21 protein-coding genes are annotated in these 22,484 nt (G+C 51.1%); 9 read left to right on the top strand and 12 right to left on the bottom strand.

Annotation, left to right across the window (positions count from 1 at the left end; genetic code table 11):
- Positions 1-18: 18 nt before the first annotated feature.
- Positions 19-1,119: a 23S rRNA pseudouridine(2605) synthase RluB gene (gene rluB, locus GQ52_RS00675; protein ID WP_047514219.1), complete on the top strand. Its 1,101-nt coding sequence runs from the start codon at positions 19-21 to the stop codon at positions 1,117-1,119.
- Positions 1,120-1,190: 71 nt separating this feature from the next.
- Here rluB and prmB read toward each other — a convergent pair whose 3' ends face one another.
- The 8 genes from prmB to xseA form a co-directional block, all read right to left on the bottom strand.
- Positions 1,191-2,093 carry a 50S ribosomal protein L3 N(5)-glutamine methyltransferase gene (gene prmB, locus GQ52_RS00670; protein ID WP_019881760.1) on the bottom strand — a complete coding sequence of 301 codons (903 nt, stop codon included), beginning with the start codon at positions 2,091-2,093 and terminating at the stop codon, positions 1,191-1,193.
- Between the two features lies 1 nt (position 2,094).
- Positions 2,095-3,237, bottom strand: a complete 1,143-nt coding sequence (gene dapE, locus GQ52_RS00665; RefSeq protein ID WP_047514216.1) for a succinyl-diaminopimelate desuccinylase — start codon at positions 3,235-3,237, stop codon at positions 2,095-2,097.
- A 4-nt stretch (positions 3,238-3,241) separates the two neighbouring features.
- On the bottom strand, positions 3,242-3,595 hold the full coding sequence (locus GQ52_RS00660) for an ArsC family reductase (protein ID WP_047514214.1): 354 nt from the start codon (positions 3,593-3,595) through the stop codon (positions 3,242-3,244).
- Between the two features lie 79 nt (positions 3,596-3,674).
- Entirely contained in the window at positions 3,675-5,732 is a 2,058-nt protein-coding gene (locus GQ52_RS00655) for a bifunctional diguanylate cyclase/phosphodiesterase (protein WP_024929734.1), read from the bottom strand.
- 245 nt (positions 5,733-5,977) lie between these two features.
- Positions 5,978-6,805, bottom strand: a complete 828-nt coding sequence (dapD, locus tag GQ52_RS00650) for a 2,3,4,5-tetrahydropyridine-2,6-dicarboxylate N-succinyltransferase (RefSeq protein ID WP_019881766.1) — start codon at positions 6,803-6,805, stop codon at positions 5,978-5,980.
- A gap of 114 nt (positions 6,806-6,919) precedes the next feature.
- The gene (locus GQ52_RS00645) at positions 6,920-7,732 is read right to left on the bottom strand and encodes a M48 family metallopeptidase (protein WP_047514209.1); all 813 of its coding nucleotides are present in this window, start codon (positions 7,730-7,732) and stop codon (positions 6,920-6,922) included.
- A 141-nt stretch (positions 7,733-7,873) separates the two neighbouring features.
- The gene (locus GQ52_RS00640) at positions 7,874-9,757 is read right to left on the bottom strand and encodes a potassium transporter Kup (protein ID WP_024929736.1); all 1,884 of its coding nucleotides are present in this window, start codon (positions 9,755-9,757) and stop codon (positions 7,874-7,876) included.
- Positions 9,758-9,916: 159 nt separating this feature from the next.
- Positions 9,917-11,128: an exodeoxyribonuclease VII large subunit gene (gene xseA / locus GQ52_RS00635; protein ID WP_047514206.1), complete on the bottom strand. Its 1,212-nt coding sequence runs from the start codon at positions 11,126-11,128 to the stop codon at positions 9,917-9,919.
- A gap of 141 nt (positions 11,129-11,269) precedes the next feature.
- Here xseA and GQ52_RS00630 point away from each other — a divergent pair, with 141 nt between their 5' ends.
- Together GQ52_RS00630 and GQ52_RS00625 are read left to right on the top strand one after the other, a co-directional pair.
- The gene (locus GQ52_RS00630; protein ID WP_235272875.1) at positions 11,270-12,295 is read left to right on the top strand and encodes a lytic transglycosylase domain-containing protein; all 1,026 of its coding nucleotides are present in this window, start codon (positions 11,270-11,272) and stop codon (positions 12,293-12,295) included.
- A gap of 114 nt (positions 12,296-12,409) precedes the next feature.
- The gene (locus GQ52_RS00625; RefSeq protein ID WP_047514200.1) at positions 12,410-12,904 is read left to right on the top strand and encodes a disulfide bond formation protein B; all 495 of its coding nucleotides are present in this window, start codon (positions 12,410-12,412) and stop codon (positions 12,902-12,904) included.
- A gap of 16 nt (positions 12,905-12,920) precedes the next feature.
- Here the strand turns inward: GQ52_RS00625 and GQ52_RS00620 are convergent, their stop codons facing one another.
- From GQ52_RS00620 to GQ52_RS00610, 3 genes are read right to left on the bottom strand one after another with little or no spacing between them, the layout of a single operon-like run.
- Positions 12,921-13,862: a 5'-nucleotidase gene (locus GQ52_RS00620; RefSeq protein WP_029512336.1), complete on the bottom strand. Its 942-nt coding sequence runs from the start codon at positions 13,860-13,862 to the stop codon at positions 12,921-12,923.
- Between the two features lie 21 nt (positions 13,863-13,883).
- Entirely contained in the window at positions 13,884-14,882 is a 999-nt protein-coding gene (locus GQ52_RS00615; protein ID WP_235272873.1) for a hypothetical protein, read from the bottom strand.
- 55 nt (positions 14,883-14,937) lie between these two features.
- Positions 14,938-16,101: a GGDEF domain-containing protein gene (locus GQ52_RS00610; RefSeq protein ID WP_047514194.1), complete on the bottom strand. Its 1,164-nt coding sequence runs from the start codon at positions 16,099-16,101 to the stop codon at positions 14,938-14,940.
- Between the two features lie 197 nt (positions 16,102-16,298).
- Here GQ52_RS00610 and cysM point away from each other — a divergent pair, with 197 nt between their 5' ends.
- The 5 genes from cysM to GQ52_RS00585 all read left to right on the top strand — a co-directional run bounded on the left by cysM (position 16,299) and on the right by GQ52_RS00585 (position 20,632).
- Complete coding sequence (cysM, locus tag GQ52_RS00605; RefSeq protein WP_019881775.1) at positions 16,299-17,192, top strand: cysteine synthase CysM; 894 nt, start codon at positions 16,299-16,301, stop codon at positions 17,190-17,192.
- A 50-nt stretch (positions 17,193-17,242) separates the two neighbouring features.
- On the top strand, positions 17,243-19,180 hold the full coding sequence (locus tag GQ52_RS00600; protein WP_235272871.1) for a hypothetical protein: 1,938 nt from the start codon (positions 17,243-17,245) through the stop codon (positions 19,178-19,180).
- 48 nt (positions 19,181-19,228) lie between these two features.
- On the top strand, positions 19,229-19,495 hold the full coding sequence (locus GQ52_RS00595) for a hypothetical protein (protein ID WP_047514188.1): 267 nt from the start codon (positions 19,229-19,231) through the stop codon (positions 19,493-19,495).
- Positions 19,492-19,971 (top strand): YdbL family protein, encoded by a 480-nt coding sequence (locus GQ52_RS00590; RefSeq protein ID WP_081979295.1) that lies wholly within the window; start codon positions 19,492-19,494, stop codon positions 19,969-19,971. Before GQ52_RS00595 ends, GQ52_RS00590 begins: the two co-directional genes overlap by 4 nt.
- A 181-nt stretch (positions 19,972-20,152) precedes the next feature.
- On the top strand, positions 20,153-20,632 hold the full coding sequence (locus GQ52_RS00585; protein WP_024929747.1) for a hypothetical protein: 480 nt from the start codon (positions 20,153-20,155) through the stop codon (positions 20,630-20,632).
- 67 nt (positions 20,633-20,699) lie between these two features.
- Here GQ52_RS00585 and GQ52_RS00580 read toward each other — a convergent pair whose 3' ends face one another.
- Positions 20,700-21,377 carry a hypothetical protein gene (locus GQ52_RS00580; protein ID WP_047514185.1) on the bottom strand — a complete coding sequence of 226 codons (678 nt, stop codon included), beginning with the start codon at positions 21,375-21,377 and terminating at the stop codon, positions 20,700-20,702.
- Between the two features lie 310 nt (positions 21,378-21,687).
- Here GQ52_RS00580 and GQ52_RS00575 point away from each other — a divergent pair, with 310 nt between their 5' ends.
- Positions 21,688-22,458 (top strand): 3'-5' exonuclease, encoded by a 771-nt coding sequence (locus GQ52_RS00575; RefSeq protein WP_019881782.1) that lies wholly within the window; start codon positions 21,688-21,690, stop codon positions 22,456-22,458.
- Positions 22,459-22,484 lie beyond the last annotated feature (26 nt).

The raw sequence follows: 22,484 nt of genomic DNA, 5'->3' as shown, positions 1-22,484 counted from the left end.
TCATTCAAGAGGTTAAGCATGGCTCGCCCATTTAAATCCCCTAAAGCCACTTCTGCGACACGTCCGCCTAAAGCGCCCCCAGCCGCCCCGGTAGAGACGGTTGGCGATGAGGTGCCATCCGCATCGCGTTCCGGCCAGCGTTTACACAAATTACTGGCACTGGCGGGCTTTGGCTCACGCCGCGATATGGAAACACTGATTGAAAGTGGCCGTATCACGATTAATGGCCAGGTGGCGCAAGTCGGTGCGGTGGTGGATGAGCATGACATCGTCCGTCTGGATAGCCGCATTCTGCATTTACCGTTTGAGGCTGAACTGCCGCAGGTATTGCTTTACCACAAGCCGGAAGGCGAACTGGTGAGCCAGGATGACCCGGAAGGCCGTGCAACCGTATTTGATAAGTTGCCGCGCATCAAACAAGGTAAATGGATTGCCATTGGCCGCCTGGATATGAACACCAGTGGTTTGCTGATATTTACCAACTCTGGCGAGCTGGCAAACCGTTTCATGCATCCACGCTACGAAGTGGAGCGGGAGTATGCAGTGCGTATTCTGGGCGAGCTGAATCCTGAGCAGATGTCTCAACTGACGCAAGGCATTGAGCTTGAAGATGGCCCAGCCAACTTTGAGAGCATTTATGCCAGCGGTGGCGAAGGCGCCAATAAGTGGTATCAGGTGGTGATTAAAGAAGGCCGTAACCGCGAGGTGCGTCGTTTATTCGAGGCCTATCACTTGCCGGTCAGCCGCTTGATGCGTGTACGTTTTGGCCCGGTGGCACTGCCGCCACGCCTCAAACGTGGCACCATGCTTAAACTGGAGCAAAAACAGGTAGTCGCTTTGCTGGAGTGGGCAGGGTTACCTGTGCCACGTAAACCGCTCAAGCAATTGAGTCCACACGAAAAAGACCGTGCCACACGCGTGTTTGTGCCCAAAGTGCGTAAACAGCGCCGCAGCTTGCTGGAAACTGCGAACGCCCCCGCCACGCCTGAGCAGCGCCCGGCACGCGCACCAACGGCTAACCGCCGCATTCGTCAGGAGTCAGATCTGCTACAGGCATCACGCCAGAATGCGCGCCTGAATACGGGCGCTAAGAAACGCAGTGATCGCGGACGTGGTTAAGCTGTTTCGAGTTATAAAAAAAAGCACTTCTTTTGAAGTGCTTTTTTTATGGTTAACAGAGGCCACTCCGTTTATTCGATGTGCAAACCTGCTTCGACCAGGTCCTCTTTCGTCAGCATAAACACAAACTGGTCGCCTGCACTGGTATCCAGCCAGGTGAATGGCAAGTCCGGATAAGCGTCGTGCAAAGCGTCGCGATTGTGACCAATCTCGACCACGAGTACGCCGCCATCATTTAAATAGTCAGCCGCTTGCGTTAATAAGGTGTGCGTATGATCCAGCCCGGCAATGCCACTGCCCAGTGCCAGCTGCGGTTCCTGACGGTATTCCGCAGGTAATTCTGCCATGCTGGGGGCGTCAACATAAGGCGGATTGCTGATAATCACATCGTATTTACGGCCCTTGAGCGCAGTAAACATATCAGATTGCACCGCTTGCACCTGGTGCTCCAATCCGTAGCGCTTGATATTGATATTGCTGACATCTATCGCATCTGGCGAAATATCTACCACATCAATATGCGCGTTAGGGAAGGTCTCTGCCAGCAATACACCCAAACAGCCGGAGCCCGTGCAAATGTCAGCTGCCGATTCCACCATTTCCGGAAACTCTACCCAAGGTTGCAGGCCATCTTCCAGCAGTTCTGCAATAAATGAGCGTGGCACAATCACGCGCTCGTCGACGTAGAATTTATAGCCGCGCAACCAGGCTTCATTCACCAGGTAGGCTGTTGGCGTATGCTCGGTGACGCGTTTTTCGATCAAGCTTGCCAAGTGCTGGCTCTCTTCTGTGGTTAAACGCGCATCGAGAAAATTATCCAGCGTATCATGCGGCAAATGCAGCGCACTCATGACCAGCCAGACAGCTTCATCATAGCTGTTGTCGGTGCCATGGCCATAAAAAATATCAGAGTTTTCAAAGCGGCTAACGGCATAACGCAGCCAGTCGCGGATAGTGTGTAAATTGCTTGTCATATTATTTTAGTAGTAACAGTTCCATGGTGCGCTTATAGGTTTCTTTGAGCGGTTCAATATCTGCCACCGCGACACATTCATTCAGTTTATGAATGGTCGCGTTGAGCGGGCCGAATTCGATCACTTCTTTGCAAATGTCGGCAATAAAGCGGCCATCAGAGGTGCCGCCTGTGGTGGATAGTTCAGGGGTGACGCCATAGCTTTGCGTAATGGCCTGGCTGATGGCTGCTACCAGTTGGCCGCGTGGTGTAATGTAGGACTGGTTGTGTTCCCATTCCAGTGCGTAATCAAAGCTATGGCTATCCAAAATGGCATGCACGCGCGAACGCAGACTTTGTTCAGAGCTGCCCTGACCATCGACCTCGGGGCAATAGCGGAAGTTAAACAGGATTTCGACCTCGCCTGGCACGACATTCGTTGCACCGGTGCCGCCATTCATGTTGGAGATTTGCCACGAGGTTGGCGGAAAGTATTCGTTACCAGTATCCCACACGGTTTCCACCATGTCTTTGATTGCTGGAGCGGCCAAATGAATCGGGTTTTTGACCAGGTGCGGGTAGGCAATATGGCCCTGGATACCTTTGACTGTAAGTTTGCCAGACAATGAGCCACGGCGGCCATTCTTGATCATGTCACCGACCACTTTGTTGCTGGTCGGCTCGCCGACGATGCAGTAATCAAAGGTTTCACCACGCGCTTGCAACGCTTCAACGACTTTCACCGTGCCTTCAATGGCAATGCCTTCTTCATCTGACGTAATCAGCAGGCCAATCGAGCCTGGGTGGTTTTGGTGTGCTGCCACAAACTCTTCAATACTGGTAATAAAGGCCGCCAGAGATGTTTTCATATCCGCTGCACCACGGGCATACAGCATGCCGTCTTTAATCGTCGGTTCAAACGGTGGTGTGTGCCATTGGTCCAGCGGGCCGGTAGGTACGACGTCGGTATGTCCGGCGAATACGATCAATGGGCCAGTCGTGCCACGGCGCGCATAAAAGTTATCTACCTGGCCAAAACGCATACGCTCAATCTTGAATCCCAGCGGCTCCAAACGGGCAATCATGGTTTCCTGGCAGTCCGCATCTTCCGGTGTCAGCGAACGGCGTTTCAGGAGGTCAATGGCAAGATCCAGTGTTTTTGACATAGGCTTATTCTTTGGCAAACAGTTGGGCATAATCGGCTTCATTAAAGCCGAGGGCGATGATTTTGTCGTTGTTAACGACGATAGGGCGCTTGATCACCGAGGTTTTTTCTTGCATCAAGACCTGTGCAGAAGCAGCATCCACAACCGCATTTTTCTCGGCTTCAGTCAGATTGCGCCAGGTCATGCCGCTACGGTTGACCAGTTTTTCCCATGGTTGCTGTTGCAGCCAGGATTGCGCGGTGGCATTGTCCAGCCCGAGTCTTTTAAAGTCATGGAATTCATAAGCAACGGCATGTTGCTCCAGCCAGTCGCGGGCTTTTTTGACGGTATTGCAATTAGGGATGCCGTACAGTTTCATGGCGGATAATCAGGTAAAAAGCTTATTTTACCAGCCAGAAGTGCGGGCGTTGCAATTTATTGTTGCAACAGCGCTTGCTTTAAAACAGGCTTTGCGTGGTCGACTTCAACTGTAGTTCACTGAAGACGTCAAACAGGAATTTTTGCTCAACTGGCTTGGAGAACAGGAAGCCTTGCATTTGGTCGCAACCGATGCTGACCAGGGCTTTGCGCTGGTCTTCGTCTTCCACACCTTCTGCCACCACATTCAAATCCAGCGCGTGCGCCAGTTTGACAATGGCTTCTACAATCAGCAGTGCCGTATTTGAGGCTGCTACCCCTTTGGTCAGGGTGCGGTCGAGTTTGACTTCGCTGATTTCGAGGTCTTGCAGATGCGTGAGGCTGAAGGGGTGCAGGCCAAAGTCATCCAGCGAGATTTTGAGGCCTTGCTGCTTAAAGTGGCGCAAGGTTTCCTGGAATTGCGCCTGGTGATGGATGGCATTGGTTTCTGAGACTTCCAGGATCAGGTTGCGTGCTTCGACTTCATGTTGCTCAAGAATCGACTGTATGAGTGAACTGAGCTGTTTATTGCGGAATTGCTGGTTGGACATATTGACCGAAATACTCAAGTCTATGCCACGTTCACGCGCCTGTTTGATGGTGCTGCAGGCTTGCGAAATCACCCAGGCATTGATTTCCTCAATCATGCCAAAGCGCTCGGCCGCTTCGATAAAATTGTTAGGCGAGAGCAGGCCGCGTGTAGGATGTTGCCAGCGCAAGAGGGCTTCTGCACCATGCACGATACGCGTCAAGGCATCGACTTTTGGTTGAAATAGCAACCTGAACTCTTGGTGCGTAATGGCTTGCTTGAGCTCCACGCGCGTTTGCTGCATTTCGTCTGACGCTTGCTCAATTTCAGCATCAAAGAAACGGTACTGGTTTTTGCCGTTTTCCTTGGCTTTATACATCGCCGCATCAGCATTTAATTTGAGTTTTTGCAGGTTGCCATCCTGCGGGTACATGGAAACGCCAATTGAGCAGGAGATTTCGATGACGTGATCTTCGATAATGAAAATCTCACGCAAGGCATCAACGATACGTTGTGTCACGGTGACCACGCTTTGATGATTTTCGATTTCGCTGAGCACGGCAATAAACTCATCGCCGCCGGCGCGTGCCACATAGTCGCAATTGCGGATGGCATTGCTGATGCGTTTGGAAACTTCAATCAGCAACAGGTCGCCGATGTGATGACCAAACTGGTCGTTGACCGGTTTGAAATGGTCAAGGTCGATATAGGCTAATGCCAGCGACTCGCCATTGCGATCACAGCGTTTGGCGCTGATGATCAGGTGCTGGTTCAGGGCATCGCGGTTAGGCAGATGCGTGAGCGGGTCGTAGGCCAGAAACTTTTTGTTTACGGTCTGCGTATTTCGGAATGTGAGTTTGCTTTGGGTGATATCGACATTGCGCTCATAGAAAATCACCAGGATAAACGAAGTAATAAACAGCAATACCGGCACCAGCACCAGCAACAGCATGAGGTAGTTGCCTGTCTGGTCAGTTGGCTGGCTGAGCAGCATATTGTTATGCACAATGCTCAGGTTAATGGCGGTGTGCGAGGCGAGGAAACCCAGTGCAATTTCGACCGAAAACATCCATTTCAGGCGATGCAGCGCTTTGCCTTCGTAGCCTTTCAGCCAGAGGATGGTCACAATCGCCAGTGCCGAGGTCAGGCAAGCGAGAAATAGCGCGAATAATGCGGTCCAGGTGTCAATGCGGATATTGATGGCACCGGCGCTGATCTGAAAGAAGTAAGATAGTAAATAGCCGCTGACGCCCGCCGCCAAGGAGGCATACAGCAAGTCGCGCAGCGGCAATTTCTTTTTGTTAACGGTTTTGAGTAAAGACAGTGACAGCAGGTAAGCGCACAGCAGGCTGCCAATGAAATCGACCGGATGTTGAGTGATTTTGGGAAAGTTATCTGCGGCGAGTTGGTAACCGGCATGCAGCAGGAAAATGCCAGCAGCGGTGAGTGCAGCGTATTTTTTGAGCAAGGCATCATGATCTTTTGCCGCGGCGATACGCAGATTGTCTACGAGCTTAAATGCAAAAAAACATCCAATGACACTGGATGTGAAGAGCAGCAAAATAAGCATGTGAGTTGGGATCATAAAAGTTGCACGGTCATTGTGATTGTTAGTGGTGTGACTCTACTGCGTTTTGTTTCTTGCCTGCTGACTCTCCGTCCTTTAACACTCCGAATAACATAAAACGATGATCGACAACCCTATATCGAATATCGTCAGGTGAGAATCACTCTTAATATCGACCCGTCCTCTGCATAACTTGAGGGACGGAATCGTTTTAAGGCGTGATTCCCAATACGCCTGGCGTTTAAGCCTTAAACGCCGCGCAATAATTCGTTGATGCCTACTTTACCCAAGGTTTTGGCATCGACTTTTTTCACGATGACTGCGCAGTACAAGCTATATTTGCCATCGCTGGATGGCAGGTTGCCAGATACGACCACTGAACCTGCTGGTACGCGGCCAAAGTGGATTTCACCAGTTTCGCGGTCATAAATTTTGGTGGATTGACCAATATATACGCCCATGGAGATCACGCAGTTATCTTCAACCACCACACCTTCAACCACTTCTGAACGGGCACCGACAAAGCAGTTATCACCAATAATGGTTGGGCCCGCTTGTACTGGTTCCAGTACGCCACCAATGCCAACGCCGCCGGACAAGTGTACGTTTTTACCAATTTGCGCGCAGGAACCGACAGTCGCCCAGGTGTCGACCATGGTGCCCTCGCCGACATAAGCACCGATGTTGACGTAAGAAGGCATCAATACTGCATTCTTGGCGATAAATGAGCCTTTACGCACGATGGCATTTGGCACCACGCGGAAACCGCCTGCCTTGAAGTCTTCTTCAGTGTAATTGGCAAACTTTGGATCTACTTTGTCAAAGTAGCGTGTCACGCCGTCATCCATCAGGTAGTTGTCTTTCAGGCGGAAAGACAGCAAAACGGCTTTTTTGATCCATTGATGGGTTTCCCACTGCTGGGTATCGCCAATGCGGGTCGCCACACGCAATTTACCTGCATCCAGGTCATCCAGCACAGAAGCCACGGTGGCTTTGATATCGGCTGGTGCATTGGCCGGGTTGATGTTGGCGCGGTCTTCAAAAGCCGCTTCAATAATGCTTTGACGTGGATCCATGATGTTCTCTTGTTCGATTAAATAGTTCGGTTGAATAACAGTAAACCCGAAATTTTAACCTAATTTTGACGGGTCAGGGGCCGCAGATGTCAGGCAGCCCCTGCCAGCAAGAATTTATTTATTTTTGGTAGCGAGATAGAGCGGCATGACTTTAGGCGCTAACGCTTGCAGGTCTTTGATGCGGTTTTCGCTGGAAGGGTGGGTGCTGAGGAATTCAGGCGGCGCCTCTTTGTTGGCCGCCATCATTTTTTTCCATAGGCTCACTGCTGCTTCCGGGTTGTAACCGGCGCGTGCAGCCAGCTCCAGCCCCATGCGGTCAGCTTCACGTTCCTGTTCGCGGCCGTTAGGCAGTGAGAATAGCAACTGGCTGCCCATGCCTGCGCCCTGCGCGGCCATGCTGCCAGCCGTACCACCGACAAAGGAGGCGAGGGCCTGCAGGCCAAATTGTTGTACATACGCTTGTGACATGCGTTCACGGCCATGCTCGCGCAACGCATGGGCAATTTCGTGACCAATCACGGCAGCCAGTTCATCGTCTGTGGCATTCAGCTTCTCGGCCAGGCCGGAAAACACCATGATTTTGCCACCTGGCATGCAATAGGCATTGAGCTGGTCATTCTTTTCGACATTGACTTCCCATTTCCACTTGGCAGCATCCGGTCTGAATACGCCGACCTGGGCAATCAGGCGGTGAGAAATTGTCGTCACGCGATTCAATAATGGTTTATCTGCATTCAGCGTACTTTTCTTTTGTGCCTCTTGCAGCGTTTGGGTATAGGACTGCGCAGACATTTTGTCTACGGTGGCAGAAGGCAATAGCAATAGCTGGCTGCGTTGCACGCCAGAGACGCTGTTGTTGGTGGTGCTGGCGCACGCGGTGAGCAATGCACACATCACGGCGACTGAAATGGTTTTTAAGTTAAACATATGTTCCCTCACTCGTTGCAATCATGCTTTATCGTATGGCTTGCATGATCCGTTGACACCAATCGGTCGCAACATCACCTAGCAAGCTAAAAAGCGTATTTTACGCCCGGATTGTTAACTTTAGTTTGCAATCTTTTGAATTTAGATTTTAACTTGTGAGCCCAGTTCAACCACGCGGTTAGGCGGTAATTTAAATTGGTTGGTGATGGTTTCCGCGGTACGGAACAAACCAATAAAAATCTTTTTGCGCCAGAACGCCATGCCCGGTTTGTCTGAGGCAATCAGGCTTTCCTTACCGACAAAGAACGAAGTGTCCATGGTATCCAGCGTCAATCCTAATGGCTCGGTGAGTACCAGGTCTCTAGGTAAGTCAGGTTCGTCCATATAGCCGTAGCGCAGCGTGACACGATAAAAGCCGTACGGTAACGCTTCGACGGCAACGCGCTCTTCCTGGCTGGTATAAGGGTAGTCTTCAAAACGCACCGTCAGTATGACCATGGTTTCATGCAGCACCTTGTTATGCTTGAGGTTATGCAGCAAGGCATGCGGTACGCCGTCCGGGTTAGGCGTCATGAATACCCCCGCGCCATTAACGCGTGCTGGTGGATGCGCACCAATGGCCTGAATAAAGGGAATCAGTTCCATAGACTCTGATTTGAGGATGCCATACAACAATCTGCGGCCAGTTTTCCAGGTGCGCATCAGGGTGAAAATAATCAGGCCAATCAGTAGTGGTACCCAGCCACCATCCGGAATCTTGAGGATATTGGCAGCAAAGAAGGATAGGTCTATGACCAGGAACAGGGTAATCAGGCAGGCTGTTTTCAGTTTGCTCCAGCCCCACAGGTGGTGAAAAACCACGGCCGCCAGCAAGGTGGTGATCACCATGTCACCTGTCACTGCAATGCCGTAAGCGGCGGCTAAATCGCCAGAACTGCCAAAAATAATCACCAGGCCCATCACGGCAACCATCAGGCCCCAGTTAACGCGCGGCATATACACCTGGCCCTCGGTTTTTTCTGAGGTATGTGCGACGTGCATGCGTGGAATAAAGCCGAGTTGCAGCGCCTGGCGTGAGACTGAAAACGCGCCGGTAATCACGGCCTGTGAGGCAATCACTGTTGCCAATGTGGCCAGGATGATCAGCGGGAACAATGCCCAGTCTGGCGCCAGGTGATAAAACGGGTTTTGGATCGACTCTGGTTCTGCCAGAATCAGTGCACCTTGCCCAAAGTAGTTACAGATCAGGGCAGGTAGCACAAACAGGAACCAGGCCAGCCGAATGGGCTTGCGGCCAAAGTGGCCCATGTCGGCGTACAGTGCTTCGGCACCTGTCACGGCCAGTACCACTGCGCCTAGCGCAATAAAGGCAATTTTCGGTTGGGTATAAAAAAACAGGAAAGCGTAGGCGGGGCTCAGGGCTTTGAGGATTTCTGGATGGTGGTTGATATTGATGACGCCAAGGATGCCTAGTACTGCAAACCAGGTCAGCATCACCGGGCCAAAAAAAGCACCGACGACGGCGGTGCCTTTGCTTTGTGCCCAAAACAGTACAAACAGCACGCATAGTGTAATTGGCACAATCCAGTTATCCAGCTGTGGTGCGGCGACCTCTAGCCCTTCAACGGCAGATAGTACCGAGATGGCTGGGGTAATCATGCCATCCGCGTAAAACATGCAGGCACCGACAATGCCCAGCATCATGATACGCTTTCGCTGTTCAGGCTCGCCACCGGCATAACGGCTGGCCAGTGACAGCAAGGCCATGATGCCGCCTTCGCCGCGGTTATCTGCCCGCATAATAAACGCAACATACTTGAAAGAAACGATCAGCAAGAGTGCCCAGGTGATCAATGACAAGATGCCGTATACATTATCTTGTGTCAGTAACAGTGGGTGATGGCCAACCGCAAAGACTTCTTTCATTGTGTAAAGGGGGCTGGTGCCAATATCCCCGAAAACGACGCCTAGCGCGGCGAGTGCCATGGTGTGGAGCGCCGTTTGCTGATTTTTTGTATGGTCCATTGTGTGAACAGCTGAAGACAAGCAATGATTATCGGTTAATTCTAAAACTTCACCAATGACTTTGACACAAATAATCTGTCAGTTAAGTGCCTTTAATTTGTCAGTGGTGCTTTTGTGGACGATTACATGAAAAGCCTGCTGGTCAGAGGCCTTGTTTTTTCAGTCACCACTTTTTTCAACCACGACTTGTGCCTGACCATGATGCAGTGTTAATTGCAGGCGTTCGCCTATCGTGAGCTGGCTGGTGTTTGTCACGGCGATGCCGTCCTGCTTTTGCACAATGGCGTAGCCACGTGCCAGCACCTGGTGCGGGTTAAGTTGTTGTAAGCTGGTGGCTAAATATTCCAGCCTGCGCCGACGTGCTTGTAAATATTGTTGCATGCCCAGTTTTAAGCGATGTTGCCATTGTTGCAATGATTGTTTCTGCTGCTGCAGTTGCTGTGCAGGCGAAATCAGGCGGCGCGACAAATAGTCCAGTGTTTGTGATTGTTGGCGCAACAATGATTGTATGGCACGCATCAGGCGTTGTTGTGATTGCGCTACTTGCTGGCGTAATTGTGATTGATCCGGGCAAGCCAGTTCGGCGGCGGCCGTCGGTGTGGCTGCGCGCAGGTCTGCCACAAAGTCGGCAATGGTAAAGTCAGTTTCATGGCCTACCCCGCTGATGGTGGGCAAGCGGCAGGCCGCCAGCGCCCGCGCCACGATCTCTTCGTTAAATGACCATAAATCTTCAATACTGCCGCCACCGCGGCAAACCAACAAAGTATCGACTTCCTGGCGCTGATCGGCCAATTGAATCGCTTGTGCAATCAGCTCTGCCGAGCCTTTGCCCTGTACCGGTGTCGGGTAAATGATTACCCCCATGCCTGGGTAACGCCTGCGGATGGCCGTGAGCACATCACGCAAGGCTGCTGCGTCGGGTGAAGTCACCACGCCTATGCGTTGCGGGTTAGACGGAATGGCTTTTTTGCGCGACAGGTCAAACAGGCCTTCGGCTTGCAAGCGTTGTTTCAATTGCTCAAACGCCTCATATAGCCTGCCCATGCCTGCTGGCTGCATAAACTCAATTGTCAGTTGAAAATCACCACGGGCTTCATACAGGGTGACTGTTGCACGGGCCTCTATCAGGTCACCTTCGCGCGGCATACTGCCAACCAGGCTGTTACGGCCTTTAAACATCACGCAGCGCACCTGGGCGCGATCATCCTTCAGCGAGAAATACCAGTGGCCACTGGCTGCGCGCGTGAAATTGGAGATTTCGCCACTGATCCAGAATAGCGGAAAGCTGGTTTCCAGCAGCTCTTTCGTCAGCCGCGTCAAGTCGCTGACATTCAAGATTTGTTTAAAAGGCGTCGATAACAAGTTGGTCATAGCCCCGCATTATCCAACAGCAGATTGCTGTTTGGCTATGTTTTTCGCATGGTTTTTTGCGCTGTTTTAACGTAAGACTTGGCACTTTATGCCAATAAACGAGTCATTAAATAAATAAGGCCTGGAGATATTTTTATCCTAATGCAATTGAACATCCCTCACACTGCTATGCACCGCGCAAGCTTATGGGTGACCATGTGCGTAGCGTTTGTGTGCGCGGCACTGTTACCTCATGCCGCTGAGGCTGATGAGCTGCTTGAGCCATCTTCAGGTGAAACCCAGCCGTCGAGTGAAATGCGATCATCGCCAGAAACGACGAGTCTCCCTGAGAGTGGCGCGCCAGCCCCTGGCTATAGTCGTGAGCAGTCTGCCATCAAAAATGAAGCCTATAAACAATTTATTAAGTTGCAGGTGAGCCTGGCGGCGGGGACTAAAAATGCCCTTGGCCTGAGCAGTTATGAGCAAGCACATGCGCATTATTGTGCGCTGGCAGCGGAGTCGCGTGACCCCGATGCGCTATTTGCCATGGGCTGGTTTTATAGCACGGGTAAAGGCGTGACAGCGAATCATGATGTTGCTGCGCGCTTTTTCAGTCTGGCGGCGATACAAGGGCACCGTGATGCCAGGGAGTGGCTGGATAACGAGGCCGGTAATGCTGAGTTGGCTGTATTGCCTGCCTGTATGCTGAAACAAGGTAATTCTGCGGCGGAAGTGTTGTTTCGCAAGCGCGGCCCGATTTATCAGCTGGTGAAAAAGCATGCGCCAAGTTATGGTGTGGATGTTGATTTTGCCATGGCGGTGATCGCAGTAGAGTCGGGTTTTAACCCGAAAGCCACTTCACGTAAAAAGGCGCAGGGCCTGATGCAGTTATTGCCAGATACGCAAGCCAGGTTTCATGTGAAGGATGCCTATGATCCCGAGCAAAACATCAAAGGCGGTTTGTCTTATTTACGCTGGCTGATCACTTATTTTAAAGGCGATGTCGAGCTTGTCGCAGCCGCTTACAACGCCGGTGAGAACGCAGTGCAGCGGCATCAGGGTATTCCGCCGTATCCCGAAACGCGGGACTATGTGAAGCGTATTGCCCGCTATTACAAAAAGAAACATCACGAAGTCAAACAGAAATCGGCTATGCATCAGCTTGAAAGTGCACAGGCGACCTCCTGATTTCTGATAAAACACGTTCCACTGTTAAAAAGTGGGAACGATGTGCACACTGCCAGCATCATAAGCGCGTTATCTATTACAATTTCAGTTTTATTCAACGCGCAGGAGTTTGCAATGTGTCAGTGGTTTAAAGGTCGTGGTGGCTATGTGCTCGGTTTTCTGGCTGGTTTCGGCATTGTGGCACTGGCCTTGTTTATACAGGTGCAAAACCAGTTGGAGCCCTGCCCATTGTGTATTTCGCAGCGCATGGTGTTTATGGGCCTAGGCATATTGTTTTTGCTGCATGCATTTATTTCTCCCAAGTCATGGCTGCATGCTGGATTTGCGCTGCTTGAGGTGTTGACCGCACTCGGTGGGGCTGGTGTCGCTATTCGTCACTGGTGGCTGCAAGCGCATAAAGACGAAATTATCGCTGACTGCGGTGTCGGCTTTGATTATATGTTTGAAAATTTTCCGCTCAAAAAAGCCCTGACGCTGGTGTTCCGTGGCACAGGCGATTGTGCCGCAATTGACTGGACATTTCTCGGCCTGACCTTGCCGCAACTGGGTTTGATCAGCTTTGTATTGTTTGGTGCCTATGCGGTATTTCTGTTCCGCGCGCGAGCTTAATACTTAAGCAGCCTGTTTAGGTTGCTTTTTGATTAGTCACGCCAAAAGGAATGTGTACTGAAGGCACCACTTCAGAGGCTGTTTTTAAATGCCCGGACTGATCATCGAAGAAAATGTGCGGTCTTAATACCGCCAGGACTTTGCTTTTTTCAATGCCACCCAGAAAGAACGCGTCATTCGCCATCACACCCCAACTTTTTAGTGTGTTCATGGCGCGTTCATGTGCTGGCGCATCCCGCGCTGTCACAATCGAAACTCTCAAGCGGTTTTTGTAAGAAGGATCCAGTTTTTTCTTTTCTTCCTCGGCGGATTGAATGGCTGAAACACGCACAAGCAATTGCTGTAATGGGCCGGGGTTATGAGGCTGCATGACATTCATTGCTTCGTGCGCTTTGAATTCGTTCACGTCTTTTCTGGCCTGAAAAACGGTTTCAGACTCATCGTCTACCAATACACCATCAAAGTCGAAGGCAATGCGTAATGCAGCATCCTCTTCGTCATCAATCATTGCTGAGTTCATGACATGGCCAGCAGGCATGTTCAGGCGAATGGCAGAATCAACATCCTCTTTGTTCCCCGAGAGAAAGAGCGATATGTTGAGCGCAGGAATGAATTTGTAGGGCGCTTGGCCTTGCATGAAGATGGCTCTCGTCATGCCGATATTGTAATGCTCTATAGACTTCATGACCCGAAGGCCTGTATCAGGGTCATTTTTTGATAGCAATATCACTTCAACCAACGGGTCATCCGGGTGGGGGCTTAGATCATTGAGGGAGAGCAGCCGTTTGATAAATGAAAATGCAATGCCTTTGGGCAGCGGGTTGTGAAGGTTGTTCTCTTGAAACTTTCGATAAAGCGCTTCACCGTCTCGTTTAAAGATTTCGTCAGAGTCTGACAAATCAAACATCGCACTCGATGCGACGCCTATCACTAATCTGTTTTCTAGGGTGTATGCCATGATGGTTGAGCGTTAAAGGGGTTATCTATTGGTGACGTCTGACATGGCTGACTGCTTGGAAATCGCCTCATGCCATTCTTTAAATGGCGCGTCACATAATTGCTCGGCTTGTTGTGATAGCGTTTCAGGTGGCGTGTTGGCCGCGCGTAGCTTGGCCGTTTCGCGTTTTAAACAGCCAAGATACTTGGCTTTAGCGTAAATCTCCTCGGTTTGCATGCTGGCAATCGCCTGGTCTGCCTGGTTGAGTGACTGACAGAGTGGGGCAGGTTGTGAGGTGGCGTGCCAGGCACTGTCTGCTTTTTGCATATGAATCACATTGGCAATGTCTTGTCCGCGTTTATGGATCCAGTCTTCGAGAATCTCGTTGCCGCAGCTCTCGCTTTGGCAACGCATCACGCTCTTCAGCAGCCAGGCAGCTTGCTTGGTCATGCGCTCTTCTGAAATGCCGCAATTATGAATGACGTCATGCGAGCGCGAGAAATAGAGCTTGTAATTGGCGCGCCAACTGGCGTGATTGGCACAGGCGACTTTGCGTAAAGGATTGCTGGGCGCGCAGTTCTCGGCTTGCAGAATGTGCAACCGTTCAGGCGCCCGGTTGCCCACGCGGCGACAGGCCAGCGAGATGGCTTGTCCATAGGAATGTGTCACGCCCCAGAAAGACAAACGTGCCTGGGCAAATGCCGGGCTGCTTTTGAGGGCATTGTTATTTTTCCAGTCCATACTTTCTGAGCTTTGGCTGGATTTATGAAACACGGTTTCGCGCTCTACTTCCAGCGAGAACTCGCTGCAAGAGGCTTGCACATATCTGGTCGCAATCGTGTCGTCATGATCGTCGGCACGGAGTTTGAAAAAAACCATGTCTTCATGCTGGCCAATTTGTAGCGAGTCGAGATCGACTGCCACGGTGAGGAATTTTTCTCGGCCTGGCACGGTTTGCCACTGTTCGGCATGGGCCATTGAGGCGAATAACAGGCATTGCAGGCAAGCAAGGGCAAATACAACAGCAGAACATCTCAGCATGATTTAGTAATACGAAAACGACAAAAGTGGTGGCAAGGTACCTAAATGTGGGGGCTTAGTCTAGCGCGGCGGCATAGACACTGTTACGGCCAGCTTGTTTGGCTTCATACAATGCCTGGTCTGCGCGCTGTAATAGTTGTGACAGGTTATCGCCGGGATGCAGCACAGCGACCCCGGCGCTGATGGTAATGTTGCCTACGCCCGCCAAGTGCATGGCGTTGATTTGATGGCGTACTTTTTCTGCCAGTTGTGTGGCTTGTTTAAGCGTTGTACGCGGCGCATAAATAATCAGTTCGTCACCGCCCCAGCGCACGGTGATGTCTGAGATGCGGCTATGTTTTTTAATGCAACTGGCTACAGACTTGAGTACCACATCACCCAATACATGACCGTGGCTATCATTGATCTTTTTGAAATGGTCGATGTCTATCAAAATAAGCGCATCAGAAATTTTCCTGCGCGTGACTGCTGGCGTATGTTCAGCAAAGACAGTTTCAAAGTGATGACGGTTGCTGAGGCCGGTTAAGTGATCGGTGCTGGAAAGCGTTTTCAGGTTTTCCTTTTCAATTTCCAACGCCGTGTTCGCCGCAGCTAATTGCTCTGTGCGTTGTTTGACCAAGGCTTCGAGATCGGTATTGAGTGCTTTTAAATGGCTGGTTTGCGATTCACGCAGGCACTCGTAGTTGCGAATGATAAAGAACTGGGCCAGCAGGTAAAGGCACAGGCTGAGGATGTCGAGATTGCTATATTCCGAGGGGAAGATGCCCATGGCATGGTTGCTGATCACCAATATCAGCAATAATGCCAGCATGTAGTAACCAGCCACGCGGCCTTTGAGGTAAAACGCCGCGGCCAATATGAGTAGCAGTAATGCACTGCGGGTGGTGGTGCCCATGCCCATGAAAAAGACGGTTAAAAACTGCATAAAGCAAAGCCATAAGGCCGTGCTGGCAATTAACTCAATATTTTTCTGGTAGCGATAGAGCACCCACAACAAACCAAAGGCAAGAAAGGCGGAGACCAGGTCGACACGGCCGATGAAGGGTTGCAGGTTCCAGCGGATAATCCCCATGGACAGCGATACAATGCCGGAGAACGCAAACACATTATTCAAGAAAACGACTTTATAGCGGACGTTATCGGCTTCGCTCAGTTCTGGAAAAAACTTGATCGGACGCAACATGACGGCAAGCGCTTGGCTAATCCACTTCTTTAACATCCAGTTTCCTTGGTAATTATTGTTTTTGTGATGCAGGCAGTTTATGTAAAATTAGTACTTCACCAGCTAAATCAGGAACGACACTGGAATTTTACATATATTAAGTATCTGCGTGTATTACTTTTAATCGATTCAATTCAGAATATTTTGGGCGCCAGGCCCCGTTCCGTCTGGAAAACAACAAACATCGGTCTGTTATGAAACCATACAAAACTTTGGATGACTTTGTCGGCAATACGCCGCTGGTCGCTTTGCAACGCATGAACCCTAATCCTAGCAACACCATTTTGCTCAAGCTGGAAGGGAATAACCCGGCCGGTTCGGTCAAGGACAGGCCGGCTTACAGCATGATTCTGCGTGCAGAAGCACGCGGCCAGATCAAGCCTGGCGATACCCTGATCGAGGCGACGAGCGGCAATACCGGCATTGCTCTGGCCATGGTCGCCGCCATGCGTGGCTATAAAATGGTATTGGTGATGCCCGAGAATCAGTCGATTGAACGCCGTCAAAGCATGAAAGCTTATGGCGCAGAGCTGGTGCTGACGCCTAAGGACGGCAGTATGGAGCTCGCGCGCGATGTCGCATTGAAGCTGCAAGCCGAAGGTGAAGGCATCGTGCTTGACCAGTTTGGCAACACGGATAATCCTTTGGCTCACTACGAAGGCACCGGGCCGGAAATCTGGCGCGATACGGCAGGCAAAGTGACGCATTTTGTGTCCAGCATGGGCACAACGGGCACCATCATGGGCACTTCGCGCTATCTCAAGGAGCAAAACCCGGACATCCAGATCATTGGCGTGCAACCTGAAGACGGCGCGCAAATTCCTGGTATCCGCAAATGGCCAGAAGAGTACATGCCATCCATTTTTGATGCCAAGCGTATTGATGAACTACGTTATGTCAGCCAGAAGCATGCGGAAGACACCACGCGTAAACTGGCCAACAAAGAAGGTATTTTTGCCGGTATTTCCAGTGGAGGCGCTTTATACAGTGCGCTGCAATTGTCGAAAGAAGTCAACAATGCCGTGATTGTGAGTATCGTTTGTGACCGCGGTGACCGTTATTTGTCTACCGGGGTGTTTCCCGACTGATGCGCATCTGGGGGCTGATGCTACTGGCGTGGTCTCTGCCACTTTGTGCCATGACTGAGATTAGTCTGAGTGCAGACAGTATTTCCAGCGATCTGTTTCAGCTCGATAAACCGCATGCCGTCCTCAATCTGCAGGCCCAGCAGCAGGTACAAGTGCATGCTGATCGTTTGCAACTCGGCGATGCCCGCCTGGATAATCCCAATATTCGGCTGGATATGGGCACGCGGCCGACCTTGCTGGTGACCTCTGACCAGTTGCAAATGCAACCTTACCAGGTACGCCAGCCTAAGATATTTCTTGATTTTCGGCCACAAACTCGCCAGCCTGTATTGTCTTTTTATGCAGAGGTTAAGGCCTTGCAGGATGAAGTATGGGGTACGTTTCATCTGAATTGCCAGGTCCCCGCGCAGGCGGCCTCACAACCCTGGCACTGCGAAGACGGGTTGTACCATGATGTGCGCTCGCATGTGCCGTTTAATGTGCTGGTGACGCCAACTTGGAAAGAAGCGGATAAAAGCGGCCCTGCAGCCAGGGGCTTAGACCTGGAGCTTGCTGTGCGCGAGGCCAGGTTTAGTGATGCATCGGGTTTGCATGCGGGAGACAAACTCACTGGCAAGGTCAATCTGTCTGCGCACGAACAAGCCGGTGGCTGGCGCTGGCAGGGCGTGTTTCAATGGCAGCAGGGCGAGTTGTTCTGGCAACCGTTTTATTTCGCCGAGGGCAATAAGCGGTTTGAGATTCGTGGCTTTTACCGTCAACCTTATGCTGATATCGAGCAGGCGACCCTGGAATTGCAGGGCGTGGGCACCTTGCATAGCCAAAGCCGCATCAACGTGATCAGCAAAGAATTTGAGTTTTTAAAGGTCGATGCCAAAGAGGTGGATTTTAATGGCGTTTACCAGGCGTTTATCCAGCCACTGATTCCGCATTCCGCGTTTGGCCACTTGAATGTATCTGGCAAGGCAGACTGGTCGTTTGAGGCCAAAGGCTTGCAGCCGCTCAAGTTTCACCTCAATATCACTGACGCCAGTGTCGAGGATCAGGCTGGTAAATTTGGCTTTAGCCACTTTAATGCCGACATTCCTTGGGATTATGATCGTCCCAGGCAGATTGCCATGGGTTACCAGTCCGGCCATATTCTAAAAATCCCCTTGAGTGAAACCCGCTGGCAGGCTGAGGTGGACCGTTTTTCAATTACGGCGCCGCGTTTGCAGTTGCCGATCCTGGATGGTGGGCTTGATTTTCAGGATATTTCCGCTGCCTGGATTAACCAAAGCATGGTCTGGCATGTCAAGATGGACTTGCAACCGATCAGCATGTCTAGCTTCAGCCAGGCGCTGGGTTGGCCGATGATGCGCGGCCAGATCGCAGGCACGATTCCCCTGGTGACGTACGCTAACCACGAATTGCGTATGGTGGGTGATATGCAGTTCAAACTGTTTAATGGCATGGTGGGCATGTCTGACCTAGATATTGATGACCCTTTGGGCGCCGTGCCCAAGTTACACGCCAATTTCACCATGCGTGAGATTGACCTAGGTGAAATCACGCGCACATTTAACTTTGGCTCCATCAGCGGTAAGCTGGAAGGCGATATTAAGGATTTACGCCTGCAAAACTGGAAACCGGTTTCTATGGATGCTTTTGTGCGCACTGCCGATGGCCCATTTGAGAAAAAAATCTCGCAACGCGCGGTAGAGAATATTACTGCCTTGGGCGGTGAGGGCACGGCGGCGGCCTTGCAGCGCACCTTTTTGCGCTTTTTTAAAGAGTTTGGTTACGAAAAAATTGGCCTGAGTTGCCAATTGCGCGGCGATATTTGCAAAATGGGCGGCGTCGAACCATTGCCGGATGGCTTTGTGATCGTCAAAGGCAAAGGGGCGCCGTCGGTCAACGTCAATGGCTATACGCAATATGTCAGCTGGAAAGACGTATTGGGGCGCATGCAGCGCGTGACGGATAGCAATAGTAAAATCATTATCGATTAAACTTGAATATATGATGAAGCACAAAACGGTTGCCAGAAAGGAAGCAGATTGAACCTGACTTTAATAAAACAGGGCTGGATGCGTACCTGGCTATTGGTACTATCGGCCACGGGCTTGAGCGCTTGTGTCACCATTAATATCTACTTTCCGGCCGCCGCCGCAGAAAAAGCGGCGGATAAAGTCATAGACGAAATCTGGCAGGTGCCTGCCGGACAATCCCCGGCATCGAGCCAGCATTCTGCGCCGACTGCCACCCCGGTGACCCCGTCTGCAATACCGGTAACGCCGACCGTGAATCCGGAGTCAGCCCCATGATGAGATTGCTACATAATTGTTCACGTTTGTTGCAACTATTCCTGCGCCAGGGTTATCACACTTTGAAGGTTGGTGTGTTTTTGAGCTGTCTGGCGATGCTTTTTGAGGCGTTGCCGGTATATGCCGCGGCGGATCTTGATGTGAATACCCCGGCGGTTGCTGCGGTCAAAGCCAGCATGCAAAGCCGCCATTTGCAGTTGCTGCCGCACTACCAGTCTGGGGCTGTGGGTTTAACCGCAGACGGCTTTGTCGCGGTAAAAGAGGCCGGTTTGGTGCCATTGTCCCAACGTAGTGCGTTGGCTGTGCTGGTCAAAGATGAAAACACTGACCGCGCCAGGTTATATCAGGGCATGGCTGCCGCAAATGGTCACCCTGAATGGGAAGGCGAGATACAACGTACATTTGGCCAGCGCTGGATTGATAAAGCGCAAGCTGGCTGGTTTGTGCAACGTGATGGACAGTGGGTGCGTAAATAGACTGGCAAAACAATAGCTTGGCTGATACGGGGTGCGTAGGGTCCTGAAGTGATCTATGCGACGCACTGCAATTGTCGGTCATGGCAATTCGATAAACAGCGTGGTAAAAGTATCGGCTTTCAGTTTCAGGCATGGTCATTGCATACAATCTAAGTGCATGTTCCGATGAAAGGAGTCCGTTGTGGCAACTAATCTTTTCGTTCTCCCTCGCTTGGGTGAAAGTATTCACCAGCAGGATTTGGGGATTTACTACATCCTGAATCACCATACTGGCCGTGTACGATCCTTGATACAGCTGGCACGTGAAAACGTGCATTGGTATCTGATGCAATTGCAGCCGATTGCCGATGGTCTGGATTATCGCTGGTCTGTGATGTCGCGCGAAAATGACTGCGCACTCAAAGCCGCGACTGACAGGCAAATTGCACATTACTTTTCCAAAGCAGAATATGCTGAACCATCAGGCGCCTGGCAAGTGATGCGTAATGCTGATTTTGGTTTTGCCAAGTTCACGCCGATCGAAGCGCCGCATGAAGTCAGCTACGCCATTCTGACGTTTGATGGTGAAGAGATGAAAGCCCCGGTTCGCTTGCATAAAGCACCTGCCGAGTGGTTGGACGAGGACTCTGAAACCGATATCCTGCAACTGGAGTTTGCCTGACCCATATGAATGGCGCTAGCAGCGACCACAAGCATGTGGCAGCTGCTAGTCGAGGCGTCAATGTGCCTTAAGCAGTGGTGCTGACCACATTGCCAGTCGGGCCGCGGTGTTGCATGCCGGTAGACAATGCTTGCAAGAACCCGCTCAGGCTGGCGCTATCGCTGCTGCCACCTAGCGCACTCACAAGCGATTGAAAGCTGCTTTGCAGGTCGCTGCTAGTGCTGCTATCAGCACTGGTATCAGATGTTGTGCTATCCGTTGAATCACTATTCCCCAAAGCAGAAATCAGGCTTTGCAATTTGGCCTCCATGCCATGGCCGCCATAAGGTGGCGGTGGTGGCATGCCTTGCGTTGCACTAGTCTCAGTTTCGCTGTCACTACTGTCTGTGCTGCTGGTGTTCGTTGTGCCCTGGGACTGCAAGGCACTGATCAGGTTTTGTAAAAAGCTATTCAGCGCACTGGCGGCATCGGTTGTGCTGTCGCTGCTGGTAGACGTGTCTGTACTGTCTGCGCTGGTGCTCGTACTTGTGCTGCTGGTACCGGACTGACCAAAAATGGATTCCAGGCCACCTTCAATGCCTGCGCTTTTCAGTGCAGAATCAATGGCACCCAGCAAGCCGCCACCATCCTTGCCTTGACCTTCGCCGTCGGGTGGCGGTGGTGGAGGTTGCATGCCGCTACGCTGACTGACCTGCGACAAAGATTGAATACTATTGTTACTGCCTAATGAACTGATAGATGTCATGATGAGAGCTCCGTTAATTTTAATCCGTAAGTGTTTAAGGTTCAGGGCTGATGTGATTGCTCGCAATACATCGTGTTAACTGAACATGGCCAGATTAAAGCGTGTGACGGGTTTTTGATTGCGTGAAAAAACACAAAAAGTCTTTATAAATCAGTTATTTAAATGTATCAATTGATACAAATGGCCGTGGATTGTATCAATTGATACAATTGCCCCATTTTTTGTACAAACGACGCGTGAAAATAAGGTTTTCTGGTGTAAGCCTAGGCGCTGTGTTATTTTAAAAAGCAATTTTTTCACGAGTATAGTCATGCTAAGTTTGGTGTTTGATATTGAAACCATTCCGGATGTGGACGGGATTCGTCAGTTACATGACTTGCCAGCCAGTTTGAGCGATGCTGATGTGGCTAATATCGCTTTTCACCAGCGTCGCCAGCAGAATGGCACTGACTTTTTGCCACACCATTTGCAGCGCGTTTGTGCAATATCTTGCGCCTTGCGCGAAGGCAGTCAGTTCCGCGTATGGACCCTTGGCGATGAGCAGTCGACCGAAGCAGAAATTATCCAGCGCTTTTTCGACGGCATTGAAAAGTACACACCTAACCTGGTGAGCTGGAATGGCGGTGGTTTTGACTTGCCCGTGCTGCATTATCGCGCCATGGTGCACGGCATCGCCGCGCCACGTTATTGGGATCTGGGTGAGGATGACAAAGATTTCAAATGGAATAACTATATTAGTCGATATCACATGCGCCACCTGGATTTAATGGATGTGTTAGCCATGTATAGCGGCCGCGCCAATGCGCCGCTGGATCAAATGGCGCAGTTATGCGGCTTCCCCGGTAAATTGGGCATGGATGGCAGCAAGGTATGGCAGGCTTATCTAAATGGTGAAGTAAAAGCAATACGTGATTATTGCGAAACCGATGTCGCCAACACGCACCTTGTTTATTTGCGCTTTCTCAAAATGCGCGGTCACTTGAATGAGGCCAACTATGCCGCAGAAATCCAGTTGGTACGCGAGACCTTATCCGGTTACGGTGGTGAGCACTGGCAGCAGTTTATGGCTGCCTGGGCTTGAGGTTAAACGCCTGGTTTGGCGATATC

This window comes from Methylophilus sp. Q8 (genome assembly GCF_000800115.1).
GTDB lineage: Bacteria > Pseudomonadota > Gammaproteobacteria > Burkholderiales > Methylophilaceae > Methylophilus.
The sequence above is the reverse complement of the archived record's forward strand: the minus strand, read 5'-3'. Positions and strand labels throughout refer to the sequence as shown.

Excerpts from the sequence above, each read along its gene's own strand:
- GQ52_RS00655 (WP_024929734.1), bottom strand. The coding sequence starts at position 5,732 with ATGCTTATTTTGCTGCTCTTCACATCCAGTGTCATTGGATGTTTTTTT.
- GQ52_RS00630 (WP_235272875.1), top strand. The coding sequence starts at position 11,270 with ATGCAATTGAACATCCCTCACACTGCTATGCACCGCGCAAGCTTATGG.
- GQ52_RS00645 (WP_047514209.1), bottom strand. The coding sequence starts at position 7,732 with ATGTTTAACTTAAAAACCATTTCAGTCGCCGTGATGTGTGCATTGCTC.
- GQ52_RS00615 (WP_235272873.1), bottom strand. The coding sequence starts at position 14,882 with ATGCTGAGATGTTCTGCTGTTGTATTTGCCCTTGCTTGCCTGCAATGC.
- GQ52_RS00600 (WP_235272871.1), top strand. The coding sequence starts at position 17,243 with ATGACTGAGATTAGTCTGAGTGCAGACAGTATTTCCAGCGATCTGTTT.
- GQ52_RS00575 (WP_019881782.1), top strand. The coding sequence starts at position 21,688 with ATGCTAAGTTTGGTGTTTGATATTGAAACCATTCCGGATGTGGACGGG.
- dapD (WP_019881766.1), bottom strand. The coding sequence starts at position 6,805 with ATGGATCCACGTCAAAGCATTATTGAAGCGGCTTTTGAAGACCGCGCC.
- GQ52_RS00580 (WP_047514185.1), bottom strand. The coding sequence starts at position 21,377 with ATGACATCTATCAGTTCATTAGGCAGTAACAATAGTATTCAATCTTTG.
- GQ52_RS00590 (WP_081979295.1), top strand. The coding sequence starts at position 19,492 with ATGATGAGATTGCTACATAATTGTTCACGTTTGTTGCAACTATTCCTG.
- xseA (WP_047514206.1), bottom strand. The coding sequence starts at position 11,128 with ATGACCAACTTGTTATCGACGCCTTTTAAACAAATCTTGAATGTCAGC.
- rluB (WP_047514219.1), top strand. The coding sequence starts at position 19 with ATGGCTCGCCCATTTAAATCCCCTAAAGCCACTTCTGCGACACGTCCG.
- GQ52_RS00640 (WP_024929736.1), bottom strand. The coding sequence starts at position 9,757 with ATGGACCATACAAAAAATCAGCAAACGGCGCTCCACACCATGGCACTC.
- GQ52_RS00620 (WP_029512336.1), bottom strand. The coding sequence starts at position 13,862 with ATGGCATACACCCTAGAAAACAGATTAGTGATAGGCGTCGCATCGAGT.
- prmB (WP_019881760.1), bottom strand. The coding sequence starts at position 2,093 with ATGACAAGCAATTTACACACTATCCGCGACTGGCTGCGTTATGCCGTT.
- GQ52_RS00610 (WP_047514194.1), bottom strand. The coding sequence starts at position 16,101 with ATGTTAAAGAAGTGGATTAGCCAAGCGCTTGCCGTCATGTTGCGTCCG.
- GQ52_RS00660 (WP_047514214.1), bottom strand. The coding sequence starts at position 3,595 with ATGAAACTGTACGGCATCCCTAATTGCAATACCGTCAAAAAAGCCCGC.
- cysM (WP_019881775.1), top strand. The coding sequence starts at position 16,299 with ATGAAACCATACAAAACTTTGGATGACTTTGTCGGCAATACGCCGCTG.
- dapE (WP_047514216.1), bottom strand. The coding sequence starts at position 3,237 with ATGTCAAAAACACTGGATCTTGCCATTGACCTCCTGAAACGCCGTTCG.
- GQ52_RS00625 (WP_047514200.1), top strand. The coding sequence starts at position 12,410 with ATGTGTCAGTGGTTTAAAGGTCGTGGTGGCTATGTGCTCGGTTTTCTG.